General features: G+C 60.5%; 20 protein-coding genes. 12 read left to right on the top strand and 8 right to left on the bottom strand.

All coding sequences use genetic code 11. The annotated features are described in order from the left end of the window. Window positions 1-4: 4 nt before the first annotated feature. From ACIROW_RS05745 to ACIROW_RS05735, 3 genes are read right to left on the bottom strand one after another with little or no spacing between them, the layout of a single operon-like run. Complete coding sequence (locus ACIROW_RS05745) at window positions 5-958, bottom strand: polysaccharide biosynthesis tyrosine autokinase (protein WP_402272912.1); 954 nt, start codon at window positions 956-958, stop codon at window positions 5-7. Window positions 959-982: 24 nt separating this feature from the next. Then, entirely contained in the window at window positions 983-2,365 is a 1,383-nt protein-coding gene (locus ACIROW_RS05740) for a Wzz/FepE/Etk N-terminal domain-containing protein (RefSeq protein ID WP_402272910.1), read from the bottom strand. 20 nt (window positions 2,366-2,385) lie between these two features. After that, on the bottom strand, window positions 2,386-3,294 hold the full coding sequence (locus ACIROW_RS05735; protein WP_402272908.1) for an SLBB domain-containing protein: 909 nt from the start codon (window positions 3,292-3,294) through the stop codon (window positions 2,386-2,388). Window positions 3,295-3,776: 482 nt separating this feature from the next. Between ACIROW_RS05735 and ACIROW_RS05730 the strand changes: the two genes are divergently transcribed. Next, entirely contained in the window at window positions 3,777-4,814 is a 1,038-nt protein-coding gene (locus ACIROW_RS05730) for an LLM class flavin-dependent oxidoreductase (protein WP_402272905.1), read from the top strand. A 141-nt stretch (window positions 4,815-4,955) separates the two neighbouring features. Here ACIROW_RS05730 and ACIROW_RS05725 read toward each other — a convergent pair whose 3' ends face one another. After that, window positions 4,956-6,098, bottom strand: coding sequence for a glycerate kinase (locus tag ACIROW_RS05725; protein ID WP_402272903.1), 1,143 nt, complete (start codon window positions 6,096-6,098; stop codon window positions 4,956-4,958). 252 nt (window positions 6,099-6,350) lie between these two features. On the opposite strand from ACIROW_RS05725, the gene ACIROW_RS05720 reads away from it, so the two are divergent. From ACIROW_RS05720 to iscX, 11 genes are all read left to right on the top strand, one after another. Further along, complete coding sequence (locus ACIROW_RS05720) at window positions 6,351-6,548, top strand: hypothetical protein (protein WP_402272901.1); 198 nt, start codon at window positions 6,351-6,353, stop codon at window positions 6,546-6,548. 91 nt (window positions 6,549-6,639) lie between these two features. Continuing rightward, window positions 6,640-7,509, top strand: a complete 870-nt coding sequence (locus tag ACIROW_RS05715; RefSeq protein ID WP_402272899.1) for a hypothetical protein — start codon at window positions 6,640-6,642, stop codon at window positions 7,507-7,509. 201 nt (window positions 7,510-7,710) lie between these two features. Then, window positions 7,711-8,214 carry a Fe-S cluster assembly transcriptional regulator IscR gene (iscR, locus tag ACIROW_RS05710; protein ID WP_402272896.1) on the top strand — a complete coding sequence of 168 codons (504 nt, stop codon included), beginning with the start codon at window positions 7,711-7,713 and terminating at the stop codon, window positions 8,212-8,214. A 15-nt stretch (window positions 8,215-8,229) separates the two neighbouring features. Then, window positions 8,230-9,483 carry an IscS subfamily cysteine desulfurase gene (locus ACIROW_RS05705; RefSeq protein WP_402272894.1) on the top strand — a complete coding sequence of 418 codons (1,254 nt, stop codon included), beginning with the start codon at window positions 8,230-8,232 and terminating at the stop codon, window positions 9,481-9,483. A 66-nt stretch (window positions 9,484-9,549) separates the two neighbouring features. Next, window positions 9,550-9,954, top strand: a complete 405-nt coding sequence (iscU, locus tag ACIROW_RS05700) for a Fe-S cluster assembly scaffold IscU (RefSeq protein WP_016834035.1) — start codon at window positions 9,550-9,552, stop codon at window positions 9,952-9,954. A gap of 42 nt (window positions 9,955-9,996) precedes the next feature. Beyond that, window positions 9,997-10,320, top strand: a complete 324-nt coding sequence (iscA, locus tag ACIROW_RS05695) for an iron-sulfur cluster assembly protein IscA (protein WP_016834034.1) — start codon at window positions 9,997-9,999, stop codon at window positions 10,318-10,320. Between the two features lie 207 nt (window positions 10,321-10,527). Further along, complete coding sequence (gene hscB, locus ACIROW_RS05690) at window positions 10,528-11,043, top strand: Fe-S protein assembly co-chaperone HscB (RefSeq protein WP_402272890.1); 516 nt, start codon at window positions 10,528-10,530, stop codon at window positions 11,041-11,043. Between the two features lie 6 nt (window positions 11,044-11,049). Then, a complete protein-coding gene (locus ACIROW_RS05685) occupies window positions 11,050-11,664 on the top strand; it encodes a LysE family translocator (RefSeq protein WP_402272888.1) in 615 nt (204 codons plus the stop codon). A 7-nt stretch (window positions 11,665-11,671) separates the two neighbouring features. Continuing rightward, window positions 11,672-13,537 (top strand): Fe-S protein assembly chaperone HscA, encoded by a 1,866-nt coding sequence (gene hscA / locus ACIROW_RS05680; protein WP_402272886.1) that lies wholly within the window; start codon window positions 11,672-11,674, stop codon window positions 13,535-13,537. A 27-nt stretch (window positions 13,538-13,564) separates the two neighbouring features. Further along, window positions 13,565-13,903, top strand: coding sequence for an ISC system 2Fe-2S type ferredoxin (gene fdx, locus ACIROW_RS05675; protein ID WP_053198809.1), 339 nt, complete (start codon window positions 13,565-13,567; stop codon window positions 13,901-13,903). A gap of 40 nt (window positions 13,904-13,943) precedes the next feature. Further along, complete coding sequence (gene iscX, locus ACIROW_RS05670; RefSeq protein ID WP_402272884.1) at window positions 13,944-14,138, top strand: Fe-S cluster assembly protein IscX; 195 nt, start codon at window positions 13,944-13,946, stop codon at window positions 14,136-14,138. Window positions 14,139-14,208: 70 nt separating this feature from the next. On the opposite strand, the gene ACIROW_RS05665 is transcribed toward iscX, so the two are convergent. From ACIROW_RS05665 to ACIROW_RS05650, 4 genes are all read right to left on the bottom strand, one after another. Continuing rightward, entirely contained in the window at window positions 14,209-15,525 is a 1,317-nt protein-coding gene (locus tag ACIROW_RS05665; RefSeq protein ID WP_402272882.1) for a DUF1501 domain-containing protein, read from the bottom strand. An 8-nt stretch (window positions 15,526-15,533) separates the two neighbouring features. Beyond that, entirely contained in the window at window positions 15,534-17,045 is a 1,512-nt protein-coding gene (locus tag ACIROW_RS05660; protein ID WP_402272879.1) for a DUF1800 domain-containing protein, read from the bottom strand. 118 nt (window positions 17,046-17,163) lie between these two features. Beyond that, window positions 17,164-17,754: a hypothetical protein gene (locus ACIROW_RS05655; RefSeq protein WP_402272876.1), complete on the bottom strand. Its 591-nt coding sequence runs from the start codon at window positions 17,752-17,754 to the stop codon at window positions 17,164-17,166. Further along, on the bottom strand, window positions 17,741-20,323 hold the full coding sequence (locus tag ACIROW_RS05650) for a fimbria/pilus outer membrane usher protein (RefSeq protein WP_402272874.1): 2,583 nt from the start codon (window positions 20,321-20,323) through the stop codon (window positions 17,741-17,743). Before ACIROW_RS05650 ends, ACIROW_RS05655 begins: the two co-directional genes overlap by 14 nt. Window positions 20,324-20,325: the final 2 nt, after the last annotated feature.

Here is a 20,325-nt window from a genome sequence, read left to right as displayed (position 1 = left end):
CCGCCTACTTCTGGAGCGGGCCGCTCAGCCATTTGCGTAGACGGCGCCATAGTGTTTTGCCCTTGCCCTCAAGCTGATCGAATGCATCCTGTTCGGAGAATTCGTTGTAGACCGTGCCGATGATCTGGGCGCCGGCGGTCTTCATCTGCGCCTGCGTCTGGCGCAGGTCGTCGAGGCGCGAGTGATGCTGGCGCGCTACCAGCAGGCACATGCCGACTTGCTGGGAGATGGTTTGTGCATCGGACGACGTCTGCGCCGCCGGCGTGTCGACGATGAAAACGTCGAAGTCGTCGGCCAGCTGCCGCATCAGGTTGCTCAGCGCGGGTTGCAGCAGGATTTCAAGCGGGTTTGGCGGCTTCGGACCGGCATTGAGAATGTGCAGGTGCGGGAAACCTTCGGCCAGGCCGCCGGCGGAAATGGTGGTGCGTCCGGCCAGCATGGTCGACAGGCCAGTCTTGTTTTCGAGACCGAACAGTTCATGCTGTCGCGGCGAGCGCATGTCGGCATCGATCAGCAACGTGCGCTTGCCCATTTGCGAGAACGCCAGCGCCAGGCTCGCGGCCAGGTAGCTCTTGCCTTCGCCTTCGGCGGTGCTGACGATGGCCAGCGAAATCTTTTCCTGGTCGCTGAGGCGGATCGACAGTTCGGCGCGAATCTGACGGATGGCTTCGGCCTCCAGGCCGAACGGCGCCAGGGCGATGTCGAGCGAATCGTCGAGGCTGTCGGTCGGCACCAGCGCGGTGGCGTAGTTGAATTGTTCGGACAGCACCGTCTGCACGTTTTGCTCGGTCAACAGACCCAGCCGCACGGCGGCTTCGCCGAAGCGGATGTTGGCGGAGTTCTGCAGCTCGACGACGCGCGCCACCTGTTCTTGAGTGAGCAGGCCCGCTTCGACGAAGCGGGAGCCCATCTTGTCGGCGGTGCCCGCGTTTGCTGGTGTGGAGTTTTCTGTTGCCATGGTCATGGGTGCCGGGGTCGGGGCCTAGCGAATGCCGATATGGCCGATTAACGGGAGATGGATGCCACGCACCAGGTCGTCTTCGCACCGTACGCGGCGCTGACCTAGTTCATACAGCAGGGCGAGGCAGAAGCCCAGCGCCAGTCCTACCAGGATGCTGGCGGCGATGTTCTGCAACAGCAGCGGCTTGGAGTGCGAACTCGGCACTTCGGCCACCCGCAGCACGGTCAGATCGAAGGTGTTGATGTTGCTGGCCATCAGGATTTCATCGTACTTCGCCAGCGCGGTGTTGTAGACGCGTTCGACGCTGTCGAGCTGGCGCTGGTAGGAGGTGATGGTGTCGCGATGTTTTTTCTGTTCCAGCAGTTTGTCGCGCTGGCTGTCGACTTCCTTCCTGAGCGCTTCTTCCTGCATGGCCAGTCGGCGCGCATCGATTTGCTGCGCGTCGAGCGAGCTGCGCGCTTCACGCGTGATGCGGGTGGCGATGTCGTCGCGTTCGCTGATCAGCGCCAGTGTCTTCGGATGGCGCGGACCGAGCACATCCTGGATGTCGGACAGGCGCTTGTTGACATCGCTGAGCTTGGATTTCAGGTCGTTGATGTTGGGGCGCTGAGCAACTTCAGGCAATTCGTCGATGCGCAGGCCGCCGCGCACCAGGCTGTCGGTGGCGTTCTTGCGCGCCTGGGCTTCCTGCTGCTGATTCTGGACCGCAATCAGAGAGGTCATGAGGTCGCCGAGCTGGCGCGACTGCAAGTCGTTGCGCTCGTTCGGATCGAGGATGCCGACGTCCTGCTGGTACTTGGTCAGCTTCTCCTGGATCGAGTCGGCTTCCTTGCGCAGGTGTTCAAGCTGGGCGTTGTACTGCTCGCGGCGCGCACGCGCCGAGGCTGAGGAAATCTGCTGATTGAGATCGATATAGGCACGCACCACGGCATTGGCCAGGTCGCGCGCCTGCTCCGGCGCACCGGCCGCGTATTCGACTTCAATCACGCGGCTGGAACGGCGCGTGACCACCAGGGTCTGGTCGTTGATGCGCTTGACCAGTTGCGAATGGGCGCGCGCTTCGCCCTGGCGTTCGACCGATTCGCGATAAGCGGCGGTGCGTTCCAGATCCAGCGCGTCGATGACTTTCTCGGCCACGGCCTGGCTCTTGATCATGTCGAGCTGGGTCTGCATGTAGCTCTCGTCCATCATCGGCGAGAACAGGCGGCCGTTGATCGGGTCGTTGCCCTTGTAGTCGAGGAACACGTCGGACGACGCCGTGTACGTCTTCGGCAGCAACAGGGTGACGACGATAGTGACCGCCATGGTCGCCATCAGCGTTTTGAAAATGGTGCCGCGCCGCGCCGAGATCATCGACGCCAGCTGTTTGGACGATAAGCCGGTTTCAGGAGCCTGAAGATTCACGCTATAGCCTTGATGTTTATTCAGAATAGACTTTCATTGACGTACACGACATCGCCGGGCAATACCGGATCCGTCAATTTTGCCTTGATTTCCTGCACACCCTTTTCAGGCATTTCCCTATTGATATAGATCCGGCGTTGCGATGCGCGCTGCGTCATGCCGCCACCCAGTGAAATCGCGCGCATGACGTTCATGTCCTGTTCCATCGGGTAGGAACCCGGGCGATTGACTTCGCCGTGGATGTAGAAGAGTTTTTTCTTGTTGACGTAGACGACGTCGCCGGCATTGAGCTCGACGTCCAGCGGCGTGCGTTCGGTGGCGCTGGTTTCGCCCAGCAGGATGGGAATACGGACGTCGCTTTCGCCGGTGGTGGATTTGTCGCCCGCTTTATCGCCTTTCCTGCGCAGCAGCGTCACGGTCTGGTCGGCCTGCACGGTGAGGCCGCCGGCGGTGGCCAGCAACTCCAGCACGCTCATGTGGCCGGGAATCGGATAGCGGCCCGGACGGCTGACTTCGCCCAGCACCGACACCATCTGGCTGCGCAGTTGGACGACTTCCACGGAGACTTCGGGATTCTTGAGATATTGGCCCTGGCGCAGGCCGTTCGCGACCTTGGCCGAGATTTCGCTGGTGGTCAAGCCGTTGACGTCGATGCCGCCGATCAGCGGCAATGTCAGGAAGCCTTTGTCGTTCACGCCGACTTCCGCCGACAGGTCTGGCTGGCCGAACACGGTCACGCGCAGCACGTCGCCGGAACCGACGCGGGTATTCGTCACAGTGGAGGAGGGAAGCGCCAGCGTGGACAACGTGCCGGGCGGCGCGGACATCAGTTCGCCGGTCTTGGTCGGATCGGTGGGCACCTGCGCGAGAGCGGAAAAGCTCGTCAGGAGGGCAAGGATGGAGGCAAGGAACAATACGAATCGGCGCAAACTGAACTCCCGGGACTGATTACAAAACGATTGTTTGTGCGGCACAGGGATGCACCGGCAATAAACGTGAATCAGAGGCAAAAGTTTTGTAAATATGACAACTTAAGCTGTGCATATTAATCGAAAACAGGCTGGTTTCAAAAAAATTCTAATTGCGCCTACAAATCTTTGCAATTTGAGTCTTCATTGCAATAAATGTTTCTGCGAGGTAATTTTACCTGTTTTTATCTTTGCCGATGGATCGTTCCGATGCACGGAAGTTCTTTCAATTGCAGCGATATGGCGTTGCAACTCCGGGTGTGGGGCCAGTTAAGCATAGATATTGCGCGATATCAATTCAATGTTGCAGCTTTATAACGTGCCGGACGGTTGGCGTAGCAGCGCAAAGAGCGTCCCTGGACAGTCCCGCCGGAATTGCGCTCCAAAAAAACGTTTCTGCGATTTCGTCTATGCTTGGCGCATTGTCTTTTGCCCTTTACGCCATGTCAGCTGCCACCGCGATTTCTTCTTCGTCCTCCTTGCGCATCAGCGTGCTCGACCAGGCCCCGGTTTCCGAGGGCATGAGCAGCGCGCAGGCGCTCCGCAATTCGCTGGACCTGGCCGTGTTGGCCGACCGTCTCGGCTATTACCGCTATTGGGTCGCCGAACACCACGGCACGCAATCGCTGGCCTGCGCCAGCCCGGAGGTGCTGATCGGGCCGATTGCCGCAGCCACATCGCGCTTGCGCGTGGGCAGCGGCGGCGTGATGCTGCCGCATTACAGTCCGCTCAAGGTAGCGGAATCCTTCAGCATGCTGAGCGGACTTTATCCGGACCGCATCGACCTCGGACTGGGGCGGGCGCCCGGCAGTGATTCACTGACAGCGTCGGCGCTGCAGCGCGACCGGCGCCAGCGCCCGCAGGACGATTTCCCCGAACAATTGAATGAGTTGCTGGCCTACTTGTGGGGTGAGTTGCCGGCCGATCATCCGTTCGTGCGTTTGCCGGCGATGCCGGGCAGTCCCGAACTGATTCAACCGTGGATGCTGGGCTCCTCGCCGCAGAGTGGCGTTTGGGCAGCCGAACTGGGCATGCCTTATATGTTTGCCGACTTCATCCAGGCCGCAGGTGAAACCGTGGCGGCGCGTTACCGGCGCGATTTCGTGCCGTCGCCGCACTGGCCGCAAGCCCGCCAGGGCGTGGCCTTGCAGGTGATTTGCGCTGAAACGGATGAAGAAGCGAAGTTGCTGGCGACCAGTTACGGCATGCGCCTGATCCACATGCACAGCGGCCGTCGTCTGGACAAGATTCCTTCGGTGGAGACTGCGTTGCGTTTCTTTGAAGAACATGACCTGCCGTCGTCGACCTTGCCGTCGGGACGCCGCGCCGTGATCGGTTCACCGGCGCGGGTGCGCGAGCAGATCGAGACGCTGGCGCAGGCCTACGGCGCGGATGAAATCATGATCGTCAGCATCATTTACGACCATGAAGCGCGCAAGCGGTCGTATGAACTGATTGCGGGGGAGTTTGCTCTGGTTTGACGGAAGGAGAGGGGGCGCGCGAAAATGCATCCACTTTTATCAATCCAATAAATTCTTTAAAAATCAATTGGATAGCAAGAACTCCTCAAGGTTATCCACAAAGTTACCCCCAATTTTTGTGAGTAACTTTTCTTCTTTCGATTAGCGTCCGGACAGCCATAACCGCGTCATCTGTTCGGCGCTGTCCTTGAGCAGCCCGGCGGCGTTGGCGATGGCGTTGTCGAGCGTTGTCGGCCCGAACGTAATGGAGAAACACCCCGCGAAGCTGGTCTGCAATTCCCCCAGGGCTGCGCGATCGACGCCGCCGGAAAGCAGCGAAGTCTGCACGCCCGCCCGGCGTGCGCGTTGGGCGGCGATGAACGGCGCTTTGCCATGCAGCGTCTGGACATCGCTGCGGCCTTCGCCGGTGATCAGCCAATCGGCGTCTTTCAACGCCGCATCAAGTCCGATGTAATCCGCCACGGTTTGCGCACCGGACTGGAATTCGGCGCCGAGCATCAGCAAGGCATAGCCCAGACCGCCCGCTGCACCGGCTCCCGCCGAGTTGGCTGCGCTGCGGCCGCTGGCTTGTTCGAACAGGGTCGCGAAATGGCCGAGCAAGGCGTCGAGGGGTTTGACCTGGTCGGCCGTCACGCCTTTTTGCGGACCGAAAATCGCGGTTGCGCCCTCATCCCCGCACAGCGGGTTGTCGACGTCGGACATGGCGACGATGTGGATGTCATTGAGCCGCGGATCGAGACCGGCAACGTCCACGCGTGCGAGCCTTCCAAGCTGCGCCGGTACCGGCTCCAGTTCCTTGCCGTCGGCGTCGTAAAGCTTCAGGCCCAGCGCGACCAGCATGCCGATGCCGCCGTCGTTGGTGCTGCTGCCGCCCAGCGCGATCAGGAAGCGCCGCGCGCCGCCGTCGAGCAGCGTCAGCAGGGCATCGCCGATACCGAGCGTGGAGCGGTTTTCGACCGTGACTGCGGTGCCGATGGGGTCGGTCAGGCCGACGATTTCTGCGGATTCGATCACGGCGCTGCCGTCGCTGAGGATACCGGCGGCGGCGTCGCGCAATATGCCCGCAGCGCCGCGTACCTGCAGTCGGCGGACTTCGCCGCCGGCGTGTAGCAGCGCATCGAGCGTGCCTTCGCCGCCATCGGCGATCGGGCACAGGCGGACGATTGCAGAGGGTGCAGCGGCGCGTACGCCGGCGCCGATGGCTTCGGCGACTTCCTGCGCGCTGAGCGAGCCTTTGAAGGAATCGGGTGCAATGACGACGACGGGAGCGGAAGCGGTGGTCATGAAAGCTTTTCGGTAATAGAAGATCGGCAAGGCGGGCGGATGTGCTGACGGGTTGCGGCGCGGGCTTGCGTGTCTCCTGGGATGATCGGTTATTGTTTTATGGTAGCCATCCTGGCGGACGGGCAGCAGAGATTATATAAGCAAGCGCCCCTGTTTCCCGCAGGTACGCGAGGTAACAAAAGGTAATGGCGCTGGTGTGCCGACGGGCTGCGGAGCATCATGAGTATGGAATATTCCCGGCAGGAGGGCATCATGAAACGTTTGCTATGGATCATCCCGGCGCTGATGCTGGGCGGCTGCGTGGCGGTTCCGTATGATCCCAATCCTTACTATGGATATGGCCAGCCGGCGCCGGTCTATGTTGTTCCTGCCCCTTCGGTGTATTACGGCTATGGCTGGGGCGGCGGTTATCGCGGCGGTTGGGGTGGTCGCGGGCACTGGCGCCATTGAGGTCGGTTTTCAGGTTTAGCCGGTTTGCATTCCGAGATTCAAGGCAGTAGCATGGCGCATCATTGATCCGGACTGATGCGCCGCATCAGGTATGATGAGCGCTGAAAAAATTGGACGCTATTCGTTGTTGCTGCATGGTATGGCGATTTTTACGACACTTTCCCGAACCTCCCCCAAAACGCGCACTCGCAACAGGACCATCGTCGGCGTCGGCCTGTCGGTTCTGATTCACGTGCTGCTGTTTCTTGTTTTGCGGCCCAGCCTGCAAAAAATCGAACCACAAGCACGCTCTTCCAATGAGCCGCTTGAGGTGACGTTCGTCCAGAGCCCGCCGAAGCCGGCTGTCAAACAACCTGAGCCGCCCCAAAAAGCCAAGCCCGTCAAAAAGCCGACTCCGCAGCCCAAACAAATTGCGCGCGCCAAACCAAGTTCGGCTGCGCCGACGCGGCAAGCACTGCCCCTTTCCAATTCGCCGACCGCCATCACCCAGGCGCCGCCGGAAATGGACATGTCCACCATGCTCAACGCCGCACGCGAACGCCGTCGCTCCAGCGAAGATTCAGCCGCGCGCGAGAATGCCGCTGCGCGTGCCGCAGAGCAGGGCCCGTCGGCCAACGAGATTGCCCAGGCGAACGTCGACTTTCAGGCACGCAAGGCCCGCGGACCGAGCAACGGGATGTTCGAGATCATCAGCAAGGGGCCGCGCATCTCTCAGTATCTGTTCTACGGATGGACCAAGGATGCGCGCAACAAGTCGCGGCGCACCATCACCGTGGATGCCGGCTTGAACGGCGATATGGACAAGGCGATCGTTGACAGCATGATCTCGCTCATCCGCGAAAATGTGACCGGCGACTTTACCTTTGACTCCCAACGGCTGGGCAGGGTCGTCACTTTGTCTGCCAGGGTGCAGGACAATGCCGGCTTGCAGGCTTTCCTGCTACGCGAATTCTTCGGCTGATTTTGCACCATATTTCTACCTTTTCGTACGGGTAAAGTCCTTTGCCCGCATGTCTTCCCGCCTTTTAATTCATACGGCTTGCCCATAGCGCGGAATGGCGTTTTTCAGTACCTGACAAGATTACTCAAGTTTGTTATACTTGACCTAAATATTCGGGAATTCAGGGAGTGGGACTGAAAACTGTTCTGGAGTCGAGAGTTCATGCGATTAACTACTAAAGGCCGTTTTGCGGTGACAGCAATGATTGACCTGGCGTTGCGCCAGGGCAATGGCCCCGTCACGTTGTCCGCCATCAGCGAGAGACAGGAAATTTCTTTATCATATCTCGAGCAGTTGTTCGGCAAATTGCGGCGTCATCAGATCGTCGAGTCCGTGCGCGGACCCGGCGGCGGCTATAACCTGGCGCGCAAAGCAGCGGACGTCTCGGTTGCCGACATCATCATCGCGGTCGACGAACCCTTGGATGCAACCCAATGCGGCGGCAAGGAAAATTGCCACAGTGTCACGCATCCCGGCGGCACCCGCTGCATGACGCACGACCTGTGGTCGACGCTCAATGAAAAAATGGTCGAATATCTTGACTCGGTCTCCTTGCAGGACCTGGTCAATCAGCAGCACACCAAAGAACAGAAGCATCCGGAACACAGAACCCTCGGTACCGAACAAAGCGTGGTTGTCATGCACCGCCCTCACGCAGCGGTTTGATTGGAGCTAGAACAAATGAACGCACCTCTGGAAAAAAGCCTGTTGGACACCCTCAAGGCACCGCATTTTCCAATTTACCTGGATTATTCGGCAACTACACCGGTCGACCCGCGCGTAGCGGACAAGATGATTCCGTATCTGCGCGAGCAGTTCGGCAATCCTGCGTCGCGCAGCCACATGTACGGCTGGACGGCAGAGAAGGCCGTGGAAGACGCACGCGAAGAAGTCGCCAAGCTGGTCAACGCTGATTCGCGCGAGATCATCTGGACTTCCGGCGCAACCGAAAGCAACAACCTGGCAATCAAGGGCGCGGCACAGTTCTACAAGACCAAGGGCAAGCACATCATCACGGTCAAGACCGAGCACAAGGCTGTGCTGGATACCTTCCGTGAACTGGAGCGCCAGGGTTTCGAAGCGACTTACCTGCAGCCGCAGGACAATGGTCTGGTGACCGTCGAGCAGATCGCTGCCGCCGTGCGTCCCGACACCATCCTGATCTCGGTCATGCTGGTCAACAATGAAATCGGCGTGATCCAGCCTGTGCCTGAAATCGGCGAATTCTGCCGCTCCAAGGGCATCATTTTCCATTGCGACGCTGCGCAGGCAACCGGCAAGGTCAAGATCGATCTGGAAAACTGGAAAGTAGACCTGATGAGCTTCTCGGCGCACAAGACTTACGGTCCCAAGGGCATCGGCGCGCTGTACGTCCGCCGCAAGCCGCGCGTGCGCATCGAAGCGCAGATCCATGGTGGCGGTCACGAGCGTGGTCTGCGTTCCGGTACGCTGGCGACCCATCAGATCGTCGGTATGGGCGAAGCCTTCCGTATCGCCCGTGAAGAGATGGACACCGAACTGGCCCACATCCGCGCCATGCGCGATCGCCTGGCCAAGGGCCTGCAAGAGATCGAAGAAACCTACATCAACGGCGACATGGAACACCGTGTCCCGCACAACCTGAACGTCAGCTTCAACTACGTCGAAGGCGAATCACTGATCATGGCGATCAAGGACATCGCGGTGTCGTCCGGCTCGGCTTGCACCTCGGCCAGCCTGGAGCCATCGTACGTGCTGCGCGCCCTGGGCCGCAGCGACGAACTGGCGCACAGCTCGATTCGTTTCACCATCGGCCGTTTCACGACCGAAGAAGACATCGACTTCACGATCGACCTGATCAAGAGCAAGGTCGGCAAGCTGCGCGAACTGTCGCCGCTGTGGGATATGTACAAGGACGGGATCGACATCAGCACGATCCAATGGGCTGCACACTAAACATCGCGAAAATGAAAACCGCCCCCATATGAATATCAGGGGCGACCATCATCAAGGAGCATCAAAATGTCTTACTCGGAAAAAGTACTCGATCACTACGAAAACCCACGTAACGTCGGCGCCTTCGAAAAGGGCGACGAGACCGTAGGCACAGGTATGGTCGGCGCGCCCGCTTGCGGCGACGTCATGAAGTTGCAGATCAAGGTCGGCGCCGACGGCGTGATCCTGGACGCCAAGTTCAAAACCTACGGCTGCGGTTCGGCCATCGCTTCCTCGTCCCTGGTGACCGAATGGGTTAAGGGCAAGACGCTGGATCAGGCTTTGTCGATCAAGAACACCCAGATCGCCGAAGAACTGGCCTTGCCGCCGGTGAAGATCCACTGCTCGATCCTGGCGGAAGACGCCATCAAGGCGGCGGTGCAAGATTACAAGGCCAAGCACGGCAGCGTTGAACAAAAGGTTGCGGCCTAATTCAGGTTGCAGCAAACGAGAAGCACGCGAAGGGCAAGCATCATGGCAATCACACTGACTGAAAAAGCTGCAAAGCACATCAGCCGCTATATGGAACGTCGCGGCAAAGGCCTCGGCCTGCGCCTTGGCGTGCGCACGACAGGCTGTTCCGGCCTGGCTTACAAGCTGGAATACGTGGACGAAGAAACTCCCGAAGATCAGGTGTTCGAATCGCGCGGCATTCGCGTTTTTGTCGATCCCAAGAGCTTGCCTTACATTGACGGTACTGAACTCGACTTCGCCCGCGAAGGCCTCAACGAAGGCTTCAAGTTCCAGAATCCGAACATGAAGGATGAGTGCGGCTGCGGTGAGAGCTTCCGTATCTGATCTGAGTCTGATCCGGATTGATCGTTGCATGCTGAGACGCCGCACGATGCGGCGGCGTCTTGGGTCTGCGGATTGATGTGCAAATGTAGTCTCGTGCTTAGCCAGAATAGTCGTAGCGATAGCCTCTGAAGCGTTGTTCTGCCAAGCCTGTTGAAGTCCGAACAGGCTTTTTATTTTTTACCCATCCGCTCCCCGTTTGCACAACGTATGCAAAATCATTTCGCGCTTTTCCAATTACCGCAACGCTTTGCCGTCGATCTGGCCGCGTTGGAAAAGGCGTATCACGGGGTGCAGAACCAGGCCCATCCCGACAAGTTCGCGCATGCGACCGGCGCTGAAAAGCGCGTCGCCATGCAATGGGCCACGCGCGCCAACGAGGCATACCAGACCCTCAAAAATCCCCTCAAGCGCGCCACGTATCTGTGCGAGCTCAATGGCGTCGATCTCGAAACCGAATCCAACACCGCCATGCCGACCGCGTTCCTGATGCAGCAGATGGAATGGCGCGAAGAACTCGACGACGCGCGTGCAGGCAAGAACATCGATGCGCTGGAACAACTGGACGGCGCCTTGCGCGGCGCCAAGAAAGATGCTGTCGCCCGCATCGAAACACTGCTCGACGCCGACGACTTTGCCGGCGCCGCACAACTCGTGCGCCAATTGATGTTCCTTGAAAAATTCGGCGAAGAGATCGGTAACGCTTTCGCCCTGATCGAAGGTTGATGCGCCATGCCTGACGTGTTCCTGTTTCTTGTCGCCGCGATGATGCTGACCCTGGCGCCGGGGCCTGACAATATTTACGTGCTCACGCGCGGCATCGCGCAGGGCAAGAAGGCCGGATTCGTGGCGGCACTCGGCTTTTCTTCCGGATTGTTTTTCCATACCTTGCTGGCGGTGCTGGGTTTTGCGGCCATCATCAAGGCGTATCCGGCCGCTTATCACGCCTTGCAATATGCCGGCGCCGCGTATCTGGTGTATCTCGGCATCCGTACCCTGCGGTCGGCGGCATCGATGTCGCTGGACGCCACGATGACGCCGGTCAGGCTGTCGCGCATTTACTGGCAGAGCGTGATCGCCAATATCCTCAATCCCAAGGTGACGCTGTTCTTCATCGCCTTCCTGCCGCAATTCGTCAACGTGCAGGCCGGCCATGTGGCCTGGCAGATGCTGTTGCTGGCGGTGGTCTTCATTCTCCAGGCGCTGGCGATCTTCAGCGCGATTGCGTTTTTCTCCGGTATCGTCGGCGCGTATTTTCAGCGTCAGGCGCGTGCCGCTCTCTATTTGAACAGGCTTGCCGGCTGTGCGTTTGTGGGACTCGGTATCCGCATCGCCTTGCCGGAATAAATCGACTATGGCTCTTCTCCAAATCTCCGAACCGGGCATGTCCACCGCGCCGCACCAGCATCGGCTGGCGGTCGGCATTGATCTCGGCACCACCAATTCACTGGTCGCCACCGTGCGCAACAGCATCCCTGAAGTCCTCAGCGACGAAGAAGGGCGCAGTCTGTTGCCGTCGGTGGTGCGCTACCTGCCCAACGGCAATGCCAACATCGGCTACAAGGCACAGGCCGCGCAGACCACCGATCCCAAGAACACCATCGTGTCGGTCAAGCGCTTCATGGGTCGCGGCCTGAAAGACATCGCCTACGTTGAAAACCTGCCCTACGATTTCCAGGATGCGCCGGGCATGGTGCAACTGAAAACGGTGGCCGGCGTGAAGAGCCCGGTCGAGATTTCGGCACAGATTCTGGCCACCTTGCGCCAGACCGCGGAAGACGCACTGGGCGACGATCTGGTCGGCGCCGTGATCACCGTGCCGGCCTACTTTGACGATGCGCAGCGCCAGGCCACCAAGGATGCCGCGCAACTGGCCGGGCTGAATGTGTTGCGCCTGCTCAATGAGCCGACTGCCGCAGCGATTGCCTACGGCCTCGACAACGGTTCGGAAGGCACGTTTGCCGTCTATGACCTCGGCGGCGGCACCTTCGATATTTCGATCCTGAAACTGACCAAGGGCGTGTTTGAAGTCCTGTCGACCGGCGGCGATTCCGCGCTGGGCGGCGACGATTTCGACCAGCGCCTGTTCTGCTGGATCTGCGAACAATCGCAACTGGCTCCATTGTCGGACGAAGACACTCGCATCCTGTTGGTCAAGGCGCGCGAGGTAAAGGAATTGCTGTCGTCCAAAGCTAACACGCAGATCGACGCCGTGCTCAATTCCGGTGAAGAAGTGCATCTCTCGATTACGGCCGAAGAGTTTGTCGCGCTGACCCAGCACCTGGTCACCAAGACCATCACGCCGAGCCGCAAGGCTTTGCGCGATGCCGGGCTGTCAGTTGATGACGTCGATGGTGTCGTGCTGGTCGGCGGCGCCACGCGCATGCCGCACGTGCGCAAGGCGGTCGGCGAGTTCTTCCAGACCACGCCATTGGCGAACATCGATCCGGACAAAGTGGTGGCGCTGGGCGCCGCCGTCCAGGCCAACCTGCTGGCCGGCAACCGCGCCGCCGGCGACGACTGGTTGTTGCTCGACGTGATCCCGCTATCGCTGGGCATCGAGACCATGGGAGGCCTGGCAGAGAAAGTCATTCCACGCAATTCCACGATTCCGTGCGCGCGCGCGCAGGAGTTCACGACCTTCAAGGACGGCCAGACTGCGCTGGCGGTGCATGTGGTGCAGGGCGAGCGCGAGCTGGTCACCGATTGCCGCTCTCTGGCGCGCTTCGAGCTGCGCGGCATCCCGCCGATGGCGGCAGGCGCTGCGCGTATTCGGGTGACGTATCAGGTCGATGCAGATGGTTTGCTGTCGGTGTCGGCGCGCGAGATGACGTCGGGCGTGGAGGCGGCAATCACCGTCAAGCCTTCCTACGGCCTGGAAGATGACGACGTTGCACGCATGCTGCAGGATTCCTTCCAGTCAGCCGACGAAGACATGAAGCGCCGCGCCCTGCGTGAAGAGCAGGTCGAGGCCGAACGCATCATCCTGGCGACGCAATCGGCGCTGGATAGCGACAGCGCATTGCTCAACGAACAGGAGCGCGTCGACATCGCCGCGCTGATCGAGATCGTGCGCGAGAAGGCCAAGGGCGAAGATCACCTGGCGATCAAGGCGGCCGTCGAAGCCCTGGCGCAGGGCACTGAAGAATTCGCTGCCCGCCGCATGGATCGCAGCGTCCACGCCGCGCTGGCAGGCAAGAAATTGGATGAAGTTTCGTAAAAGACAAAGTCATTAAAGGTAAATACCGTGCCACAAATCGTCATACTTCCACACCCCACGTTTTGCCCTGACGGCGCCGTCATCGACGCGCCGGCCGGCAAGAGCCTGTGCGACGCCATGCTCGACAGCGACGTCGATATCGAACACGCCTGCGAAAAATCCTGCGCCTGTACCACCTGCCACGTGGTGATCCGCGAAGGTTTCGACACGTTGGATGACCCGACCGACAAGGAAGAAGATTTGCTCGACATGGCCTGGGGCCTGGAGGCGAATTCGCGCCTGTCGTGCCAGGTGGTGCTGGGCGACGACGATCTGGTTGTCGAAATTCCGAAGTACACCATCAACCACGCCAGCGAGAATCATTGATTCTATCTGGTAGTGTGCGACCTACGTTTGCGAGGCAGCCATGAAATGGACCGACATTCAACATATCGCGGAAGAACTCAGCGATAAATTCCCGGACATCGATCCGAAGACCATTCGATTCACCGACCTGCATCGTTGGGTGATGGAGCTGGACGGTTTCGACGACGATGCCAATCGCTCCGGCGAGAAGATTCTCGAAGCGATTCAGGCTGCGTGGATCGAGGAAGCGGAATAATTCGGCGACAGCATGAAAACAAAAAGGAGCGAAATCGCTCCTTTTTTGTTGCCCGTCCGATACGTGCTCTCTACACCAGGATATTCGATACATGCTGCATGCCCGTCGTGTATTGCGGGAAAATCTGCTGCAAGGCGCTGTCCGGAATGCGCATGTGTTTCTCCGCCAGCGTCGACATCACAGCGCGAAAATCAGTGGTGATCGCCAGGTCGCGCCCTTCATTGAGCTCGGTCTTGTTCAGCCCCGGCCATTGCCCGTAGATTGTGCGCCCGCGCACATTGCCGCCCAGCAGCCACATCACATTGCCATGACCGTGATCGGTACCGCCGTTGCCGTTTTCGCGGAAGGTGCGACCGAATTCCGAAATCACCACAATCACCGTATCGTTGAATGCCGGACCAAGCTCCTGCGCCAGCGTCGCCAGTCCGGTCGCCAGCGGCGCCAGCCGTCCGGCCAATTGCCCTGCGCCGTTGCCCTGGTTGGCATGGGTATCCCAGCCGCCGACGGCGAGAAAGCCCAGCCGGATCTTCGGATCGCCGCGCATCAGGCGACCCAGCCGCGCCGCATCGATGGCCATGCCGTTCGGCAGAGGCGCGCCGTTGTTGGCCATGCGCTGCTCATTGCTGCTCATCTCCGCCATCAATTCCTTGCGTGCGGCGATGCCGTCCCGATAGGCCTTGTCGAGCGCATCGTTGCCGGCATACATGGCGCCGTAGGCCTGGCTGATCTTCGGTTGATCGATCAGGGTGGGGCGCGCTGCGTCGCGGCCGGTGGGCATGTTGGCCACCACTTGCCGGCCGCTCAGGATGCGCGGAATTGATTCACCCAGCGTGAGCGCCTGCACCGGCGATTCGGAGGGCGGCAGGCGCCCTTGCAGGCGATTCATCCAGCCGTCGCGGGTGTTGTGCTGGCCGGGCGTGCCGGTTTCCATGTAGTCCTGTGCTTCGAAATGCGAACGCGAACCGTCGGGGGAGCCGGAGGCGTGGACAAAGGCCAACTGACCGCTGTCCCAATACGGCATCAGCGGACGCAAGGCAGGATGCAGGCCGAAGTAGCCGGTCAGGTCGATGACACCGTTATTCTGGCCGGGACGCGCGACGGCGATGCCGGGACGCGCCTGGTAATACTCCTTGTCGCCGTGCGGAACGACGACATTGAGGCCATCGACTGCGCCGCGCAGGAACACCACCACCATGCGCGGCGTGCCGTCGCCCTCGGCATGCGCGCGCTGGCGTGGGGAGCCGTAGGACAATGGCGCGTTGCCGTTGGCATTGGCGGCGGTCGCCTTGCCGACGGGCGCCACGGCGCAGCCGGACAAGCCGACCGGCACCAGGATGGCGCCGCTGCCCGCCAGGCCCATGTAGCGAATGAAGTCTCGACGTTTCATTGCGGCTCCTAGCGTTTCATGAAGGCAGGCCCGCCCAGGATCAGGCCGACTTGCAGGTTGGGCGGCGCTGCGGCGATGGTGGTCACGGCGTTCTGGTCCAGCAGCGGCGACAGCGTCTGGATCAGGCGCACCGGATCGACGGCTTCGGTGTTGGCCGCGGGTTGCGTATTCTCGGCGCGGGCAATCGGCGACTTCCCGTTGCTCAGGCCATTGGCGAAATTGATACGACGCAGCAGCGCGTCGGGATTGAGCCAGGCTTCTTCGGAGAACTTGTAGCCTTCCGGCGTCAGCCAGCCGTATAGCGGCATGCCGAACTGGCTGAGCACGCCGCTGACTGGTTTGGCGTTGATGACCGGCGTGGCGGTGGCGCGCAGGCTGGATACCACGTATTGATACGGCGTTTTGAACTGGCTCTGGTAGTTCCGGCGCGACCAGAACTGCGGACTATCGAACAAGACGCGCAGCACGGCCTTGATGTCGCCATCGCTGGCGAGGAAGCGTTGCGCCAGCTTCCCGACCAGCGCCGGATCGGCCTGGTCGGAGACGAAGTACTGCACCAGTTTGGTCGAAATGAAGCGTGCCGTGGCCGGATTGCGCGCCAGCATGTCGAGCGCCTGTTCGCCTTCCTGCTGGCCGCCCGGCGCAACCGTGCGGCCGAGGAATTGCTTGGCTGCGCCGTCATGTCGCAGCTGATTGAACACGAAGCCGGCGCTGTCCGATCCTTGCTTCATGTTCACCTCATCGATGGTCCACCCGCTCAGGATGCGCGCCAGTGAAATGACATCGGCTTGCGTATAGCCGCCGTCGACGCCGAGCGTGTGCAGCTCCATCAGCTCGCGCGCGTAGTTCTCGTTGAGTCCCTTGAAGCGTCCTTTGGCTTGCGGTGTGTTGGCGCCGCTGCTGAGCCAGTTATCGAGGTAATAGAGCATCGCCGGATGATGTGCGACCGCCCCCAGCAACTGGCGGAAATTGCCGAGCGCGTTGGGACGGATGGCGTTCTTTTCATAGTCGGCGCTCCAGTAGCGCACCCATTCCTTGCCTTCGAAGACATTGAAATGATTGAACCAGAATTCGGTCATCACTTCCTGCAGCTGGCGCGGACTTTCGGTGGCCAGCCACAATCGCGCGGCGTGGCTCTGCGGGGTGATTTCTTTTGCGGCGCGCTGGCGTGCGGCATTCTTCTCGTCGGCGCTGGCGGTGTTGGGCGGGAAGGAGGGCGGGCCGTAGGCGACGTAGAGTTGCGAGGTGTTCAACTGGTATGTCGTCAGGCTGTCGAGGCGGCTTTGCAGTTCTTGGGGAAGCGGGATGCGTTCCGGATTGAGCTGCTCGTCGATGTAGCGTTTGACGCCGATTTTTTCAACTGCAGCAACGTCGCCCGGCCGTGGTCCATAGGCGAGCCGATTGAGTAAGTGCAGGGCCTGCTCCTGCGAATTCAGCGTCTGCGCGGACACGCCGCCGCAAGCGCCGGCGAGGCTCCATGCCAGCAAGCCGATCACACCATGTCTGCGGGAGAGTTGCATGACGCCGTATATGGAAAAGAGAATGCTTAAAGTATCGCATCCTCACCGAACGTCGCTGTAATAAAGTGTAAAAGAACCGCTTCTGCTGAAATGTCGTCAGCAGTCCCTCAGCTTTCCGTCAGTTTTCCACGAGTTCGAAACTGCCGCTGCTGCGCCAGGTGGTGCGGTCGGCAACCCGGCTGGCCGTGCCGGTGACGCTGGTATTGATTTCCACCTGCACCGAGAAGCTGGTGCCTTTGAGCGTGCGTTCGTCCTGTACCGGCACGATGCCTACGCCAGGCGTCAACAGGATGGTTTCGGCAATATTGTCCGGCTGCTGGCCGGTGACCCTGACATTGCCGAGTTTGACGCGTTTGCCGTCGAGTTGCGCAAGCGACAGATTCAGCACGAAGTTGCCGCCGTTGCCAAAGCGGTAGCCATTGCCATCGCCGGCGGCGCCGCGGAAGTAAATCGTCATCAGCGCCGGCTGACGGCAATTCACCGACAGCGTCATGGTTTGCTTGCCCAACGCAAACGTGGTGGGCGTCACCTGGCGGCCGAGCAGCTCCGCGCGCGTGACCTGACCGTAGTCGATCACGGTATTGCTGATCTGCATCTGGCAATTGTCGTTGGGCGCGGCGTGCGTCGGCAACGAGATCAATGCGACCACCGCGGCAACCAAGGCATGCCGGATCATGGCGCTGCGTACAAAGAATTTACGATTGAGCATGGGACGCTTTCTGTATCTGCACTTGCAGAGTAGGGCCGCAGCGCGCCTCTGCAGTTTCAAAGAACATGTTGGGATCCGCTTTGGCGGGCAGTTCGAATTGCAGTGAACATTGCCTGCCGTCCGGAAGAGAGACTTCGAGTTTGGAGTTGGGCACGCCGTTGATCAGGAAAATCTGGCCGTCATCAACCACCGTCGTCACGAACTGGCCCTCGGCGTCCAGCACGAAAGCGCCCTTGGGCAGAGGGTTGCCGTCAGCCCCCTTGGTGTTGAGCAGAATGCGCCGCACCTTGATGGTGTCGAACGTGACGAAGTTGACCGAGCCGCGTCCCGGCTCGACGAGCTTGTAGCCGTTCTTGATGTCGACATTGCGCGGCAGGCTCTTGGTGGCGATCTCCAGCCGGCTGCTGGCATACGGCGCCATTTGCGAGATCACCGCCTGTCCCCATGGATCGGTCCACACCGGTCCGTAGGGCGTGCTGACGCGGATGCCGGATTCGTCGCCCACCGACAGGATGCCGAAGGTGTCCTGGATCGGATAGGGCGACAGCGTCAGACCATTCTGATGCAGCACCATGCCGCCGCGCAGACCGCCGTTCATGGAAGTGGCCCCAGATCCAGCACGCGAGTAGCCGAGGTTGACCTGGGTATAGCGCGGCAGTATCGACGCCTGCGTCGAGAGATCGGTTTCCTGGTTCTGGGTGTTGCGCTCCGCCGAGACGGTGTAGTTGGCGTATTCGTTGATGGTCTCGTTATAGGAGGCGCCGTAACGCTTGTAGCCGCTGCTGTTGTTGACATAGGTGCGCACGTTGCGCTGTCCGAGCGGGATGCTCAGGGTCAGGTAAAAGGTGTTGATCGGAACCGTATTGCTGCTGTTGGCGTCGGTGTTGCCGCTGCTGCCGAGATTGTGTTCGACGTTGAACGACACCGTGCCGAAAGCAAAAGTCTGGCCCCATGCCGCAGTTACGCGCTGGGTGGCGACGCCGCTGAACAGTGAGGAGCGCGAGTAGGCAACGTTGAACGAACCCAGTGTCGCATTGCTCCAGCTCAGCGACGCGGTGTACTGTCCGCGATAGCGATTGTGCTGCAGGTCGCCGGCGTTGGCGGGCGTATCGACGATGGTGTCGGCCAGATCGCGATAACCCAGAGTTTGCTGGGTTGCTGAAAAGCTGCCAGAGAGCGTGGTCGACAGCAGGCTGCTGCTGGACAGGCTGAGCTGGGTGCCGCGCACGCCTTCGCCGGTTGCATTGGACAGACGTTGCTGCAGGCTTACGCTGGTGCTGTTGAATACGCGCGTGTCCATGCCCCAGGCGCCGGCCTGATACGAAGTAGCCGCCATGAGGCCGGCGTTGGCATTGCTGTCCTTGCCGATTTTCCAGCCGCCGGAACCGGTAATGATCCACGGTTGGCGCGCGGTGCTGCCGCCGAAACTGCGCTGACGCCCGACGGCAAATGAATAGCCGCGCTGGCTGCCCAGCGAGCCGCTGTGCAGCGAAGCGGCTGGGACGATGAAGCGGCGTTGCGCGCCGGTGGCTTCCACCACGGTAACTTCCAGGTCGCTGCCGGAGTTGAGCAGCGGCAGGTCGGACAAGGCGAATGGCCCGGCCGGAACAACGGTGGTGTAAATCAGCGCACCGGCCTGGCGGACTTCAATGCGCGCCTGCCATTGCGCGATGCCTTCGACCATGACGTTATTACGGGTGAGGCTCATCAGCGCGCCTTCCGGAATGATTTGTGCGCCGGTGATGGAGCCGCCCGACACTGCCGAGTTGGCGATGTTGATCTGGCCGGTCTGCAGGATCGACTTGTAGTCCATCAGCGTGTGCTGGGCATAGGCGTAGACATGCTGGCGCTGCGATTTGCCGTCCTGCGCGGTGTAGATCTCGCGGCTGCGCACGATCCAGTCCCGGAAGTTGAATCCCAGTTCCGCGTTGCCGGACATGAAGCGGCTGCCTCCGCCGGCGAATTTGCTGTTCACGCCGAGTATTTCGTAGTTCAGCATGGCCGCGGTGCCGCCGCTGCTGTAGCCGGCGAAGTCGTCCTCGGTGGGACGCAGAGCGTCGGTGGGCACCACCAGCGCGACCTCTTCCTTGCCGGGACGCAGTTCGACCTGGGTTTGCGGGAAGGCTTCCTTGTAATCGAAGCAGGCCGGCGCCGCGGCCGCCGCACTCGGTGCCGCAGTTGTTCCTGGCGTCGGCGCGGACTTTTCGGTTTTCTTCAACTGTGGCGGCACGATCAATCCGCCTTTATCGAGCAGTCCGACTTCAAAGCATAAATCGCCTTTGGCATTGAAACGCGCATCGACGCGCCCGCGCTTGCTGCCGTTGACGAACAGCGTCACGACCTGCACGCCCGGACGGAAGCGTGCAGCCTCGCGAAAATAATCCGCCAGCTGAGGATCGATGCCACGCTCTTTGAGCATGTTCAGATCGAATCCACTGGCGTCGGCTGCATGCGACGGCAAAGCCGCAACGCCGCCGGCCAGGCCGGACAAGGCGATGAGGCATTGCTTCAGGCGAGCGCCGGGCGGGCCGAGGAAAGCGCCATTTTTTCCGCGGATTTTATTATTCATTT

It is taken from the genome of Herbaspirillum sp. NPDC101397 (genome assembly GCF_044767325.1).
Lineage (GTDB): Bacteria > Pseudomonadota > Gammaproteobacteria > Burkholderiales > Burkholderiaceae_D > Herbaspirillum.
Note: the sequence above shows the minus strand (reverse complement) of the source record. Positions and strands in the feature narration are given on the sequence as shown.

What these genes read in the sequence shown, in the direction of transcription:
- ACIROW_RS05745 (WP_402272912.1), bottom strand. Translation starts at nt 958, where the DNA reads ATGGCAACAGAAAACTCCACACCAGCAAACGCGGGCACCGCCGACAAG.
- ACIROW_RS05730 (WP_402272905.1), top strand. Translation starts at nt 3,777, where the DNA reads ATGTCAGCTGCCACCGCGATTTCTTCTTCGTCCTCCTTGCGCATCAGC.
- ACIROW_RS05725 (WP_402272903.1), bottom strand. Translation starts at nt 6,098, where the DNA reads ATGACCACCGCTTCCGCTCCCGTCGTCGTCATTGCACCCGATTCCTTC.
- ACIROW_RS05720 (WP_402272901.1), top strand. Translation starts at nt 6,351, where the DNA reads ATGAAACGTTTGCTATGGATCATCCCGGCGCTGATGCTGGGCGGCTGC.
- ACIROW_RS05715 (WP_402272899.1), top strand. Translation starts at nt 6,640, where the DNA reads ATGATGAGCGCTGAAAAAATTGGACGCTATTCGTTGTTGCTGCATGGT.
- iscR (WP_402272896.1), top strand. Translation starts at nt 7,711, where the DNA reads ATGCGATTAACTACTAAAGGCCGTTTTGCGGTGACAGCAATGATTGAC.
- ACIROW_RS05705 (WP_402272894.1), top strand. Translation starts at nt 8,230, where the DNA reads ATGAACGCACCTCTGGAAAAAAGCCTGTTGGACACCCTCAAGGCACCG.
- iscU (WP_016834035.1), top strand. Translation starts at nt 9,550, where the DNA reads ATGTCTTACTCGGAAAAAGTACTCGATCACTACGAAAACCCACGTAAC.
- iscA (WP_016834034.1), top strand. Translation starts at nt 9,997, where the DNA reads ATGGCAATCACACTGACTGAAAAAGCTGCAAAGCACATCAGCCGCTAT.
- hscB (WP_402272890.1), top strand. Translation starts at nt 10,528, where the DNA reads ATGCAAAATCATTTCGCGCTTTTCCAATTACCGCAACGCTTTGCCGTC.
- ACIROW_RS05685 (WP_402272888.1), top strand. Translation starts at nt 11,050, where the DNA reads ATGCCTGACGTGTTCCTGTTTCTTGTCGCCGCGATGATGCTGACCCTG.
- hscA (WP_402272886.1), top strand. Translation starts at nt 11,672, where the DNA reads ATGGCTCTTCTCCAAATCTCCGAACCGGGCATGTCCACCGCGCCGCAC.
- iscX (WP_402272884.1), top strand. Translation starts at nt 13,944, where the DNA reads ATGAAATGGACCGACATTCAACATATCGCGGAAGAACTCAGCGATAAA.
- ACIROW_RS05665 (WP_402272882.1), bottom strand. Translation starts at nt 15,525, where the DNA reads ATGAAACGTCGAGACTTCATTCGCTACATGGGCCTGGCGGGCAGCGGC.
- ACIROW_RS05660 (WP_402272879.1), bottom strand. Translation starts at nt 17,045, where the DNA reads ATGCAACTCTCCCGCAGACATGGTGTGATCGGCTTGCTGGCATGGAGC.
- ACIROW_RS05655 (WP_402272876.1), bottom strand. Translation starts at nt 17,754, where the DNA reads ATGCTCAATCGTAAATTCTTTGTACGCAGCGCCATGATCCGGCATGCC.
- ACIROW_RS05650 (WP_402272874.1), bottom strand. Translation starts at nt 20,323, where the DNA reads ATGAATAATAAAATCCGCGGAAAAAATGGCGCTTTCCTCGGCCCGCCC.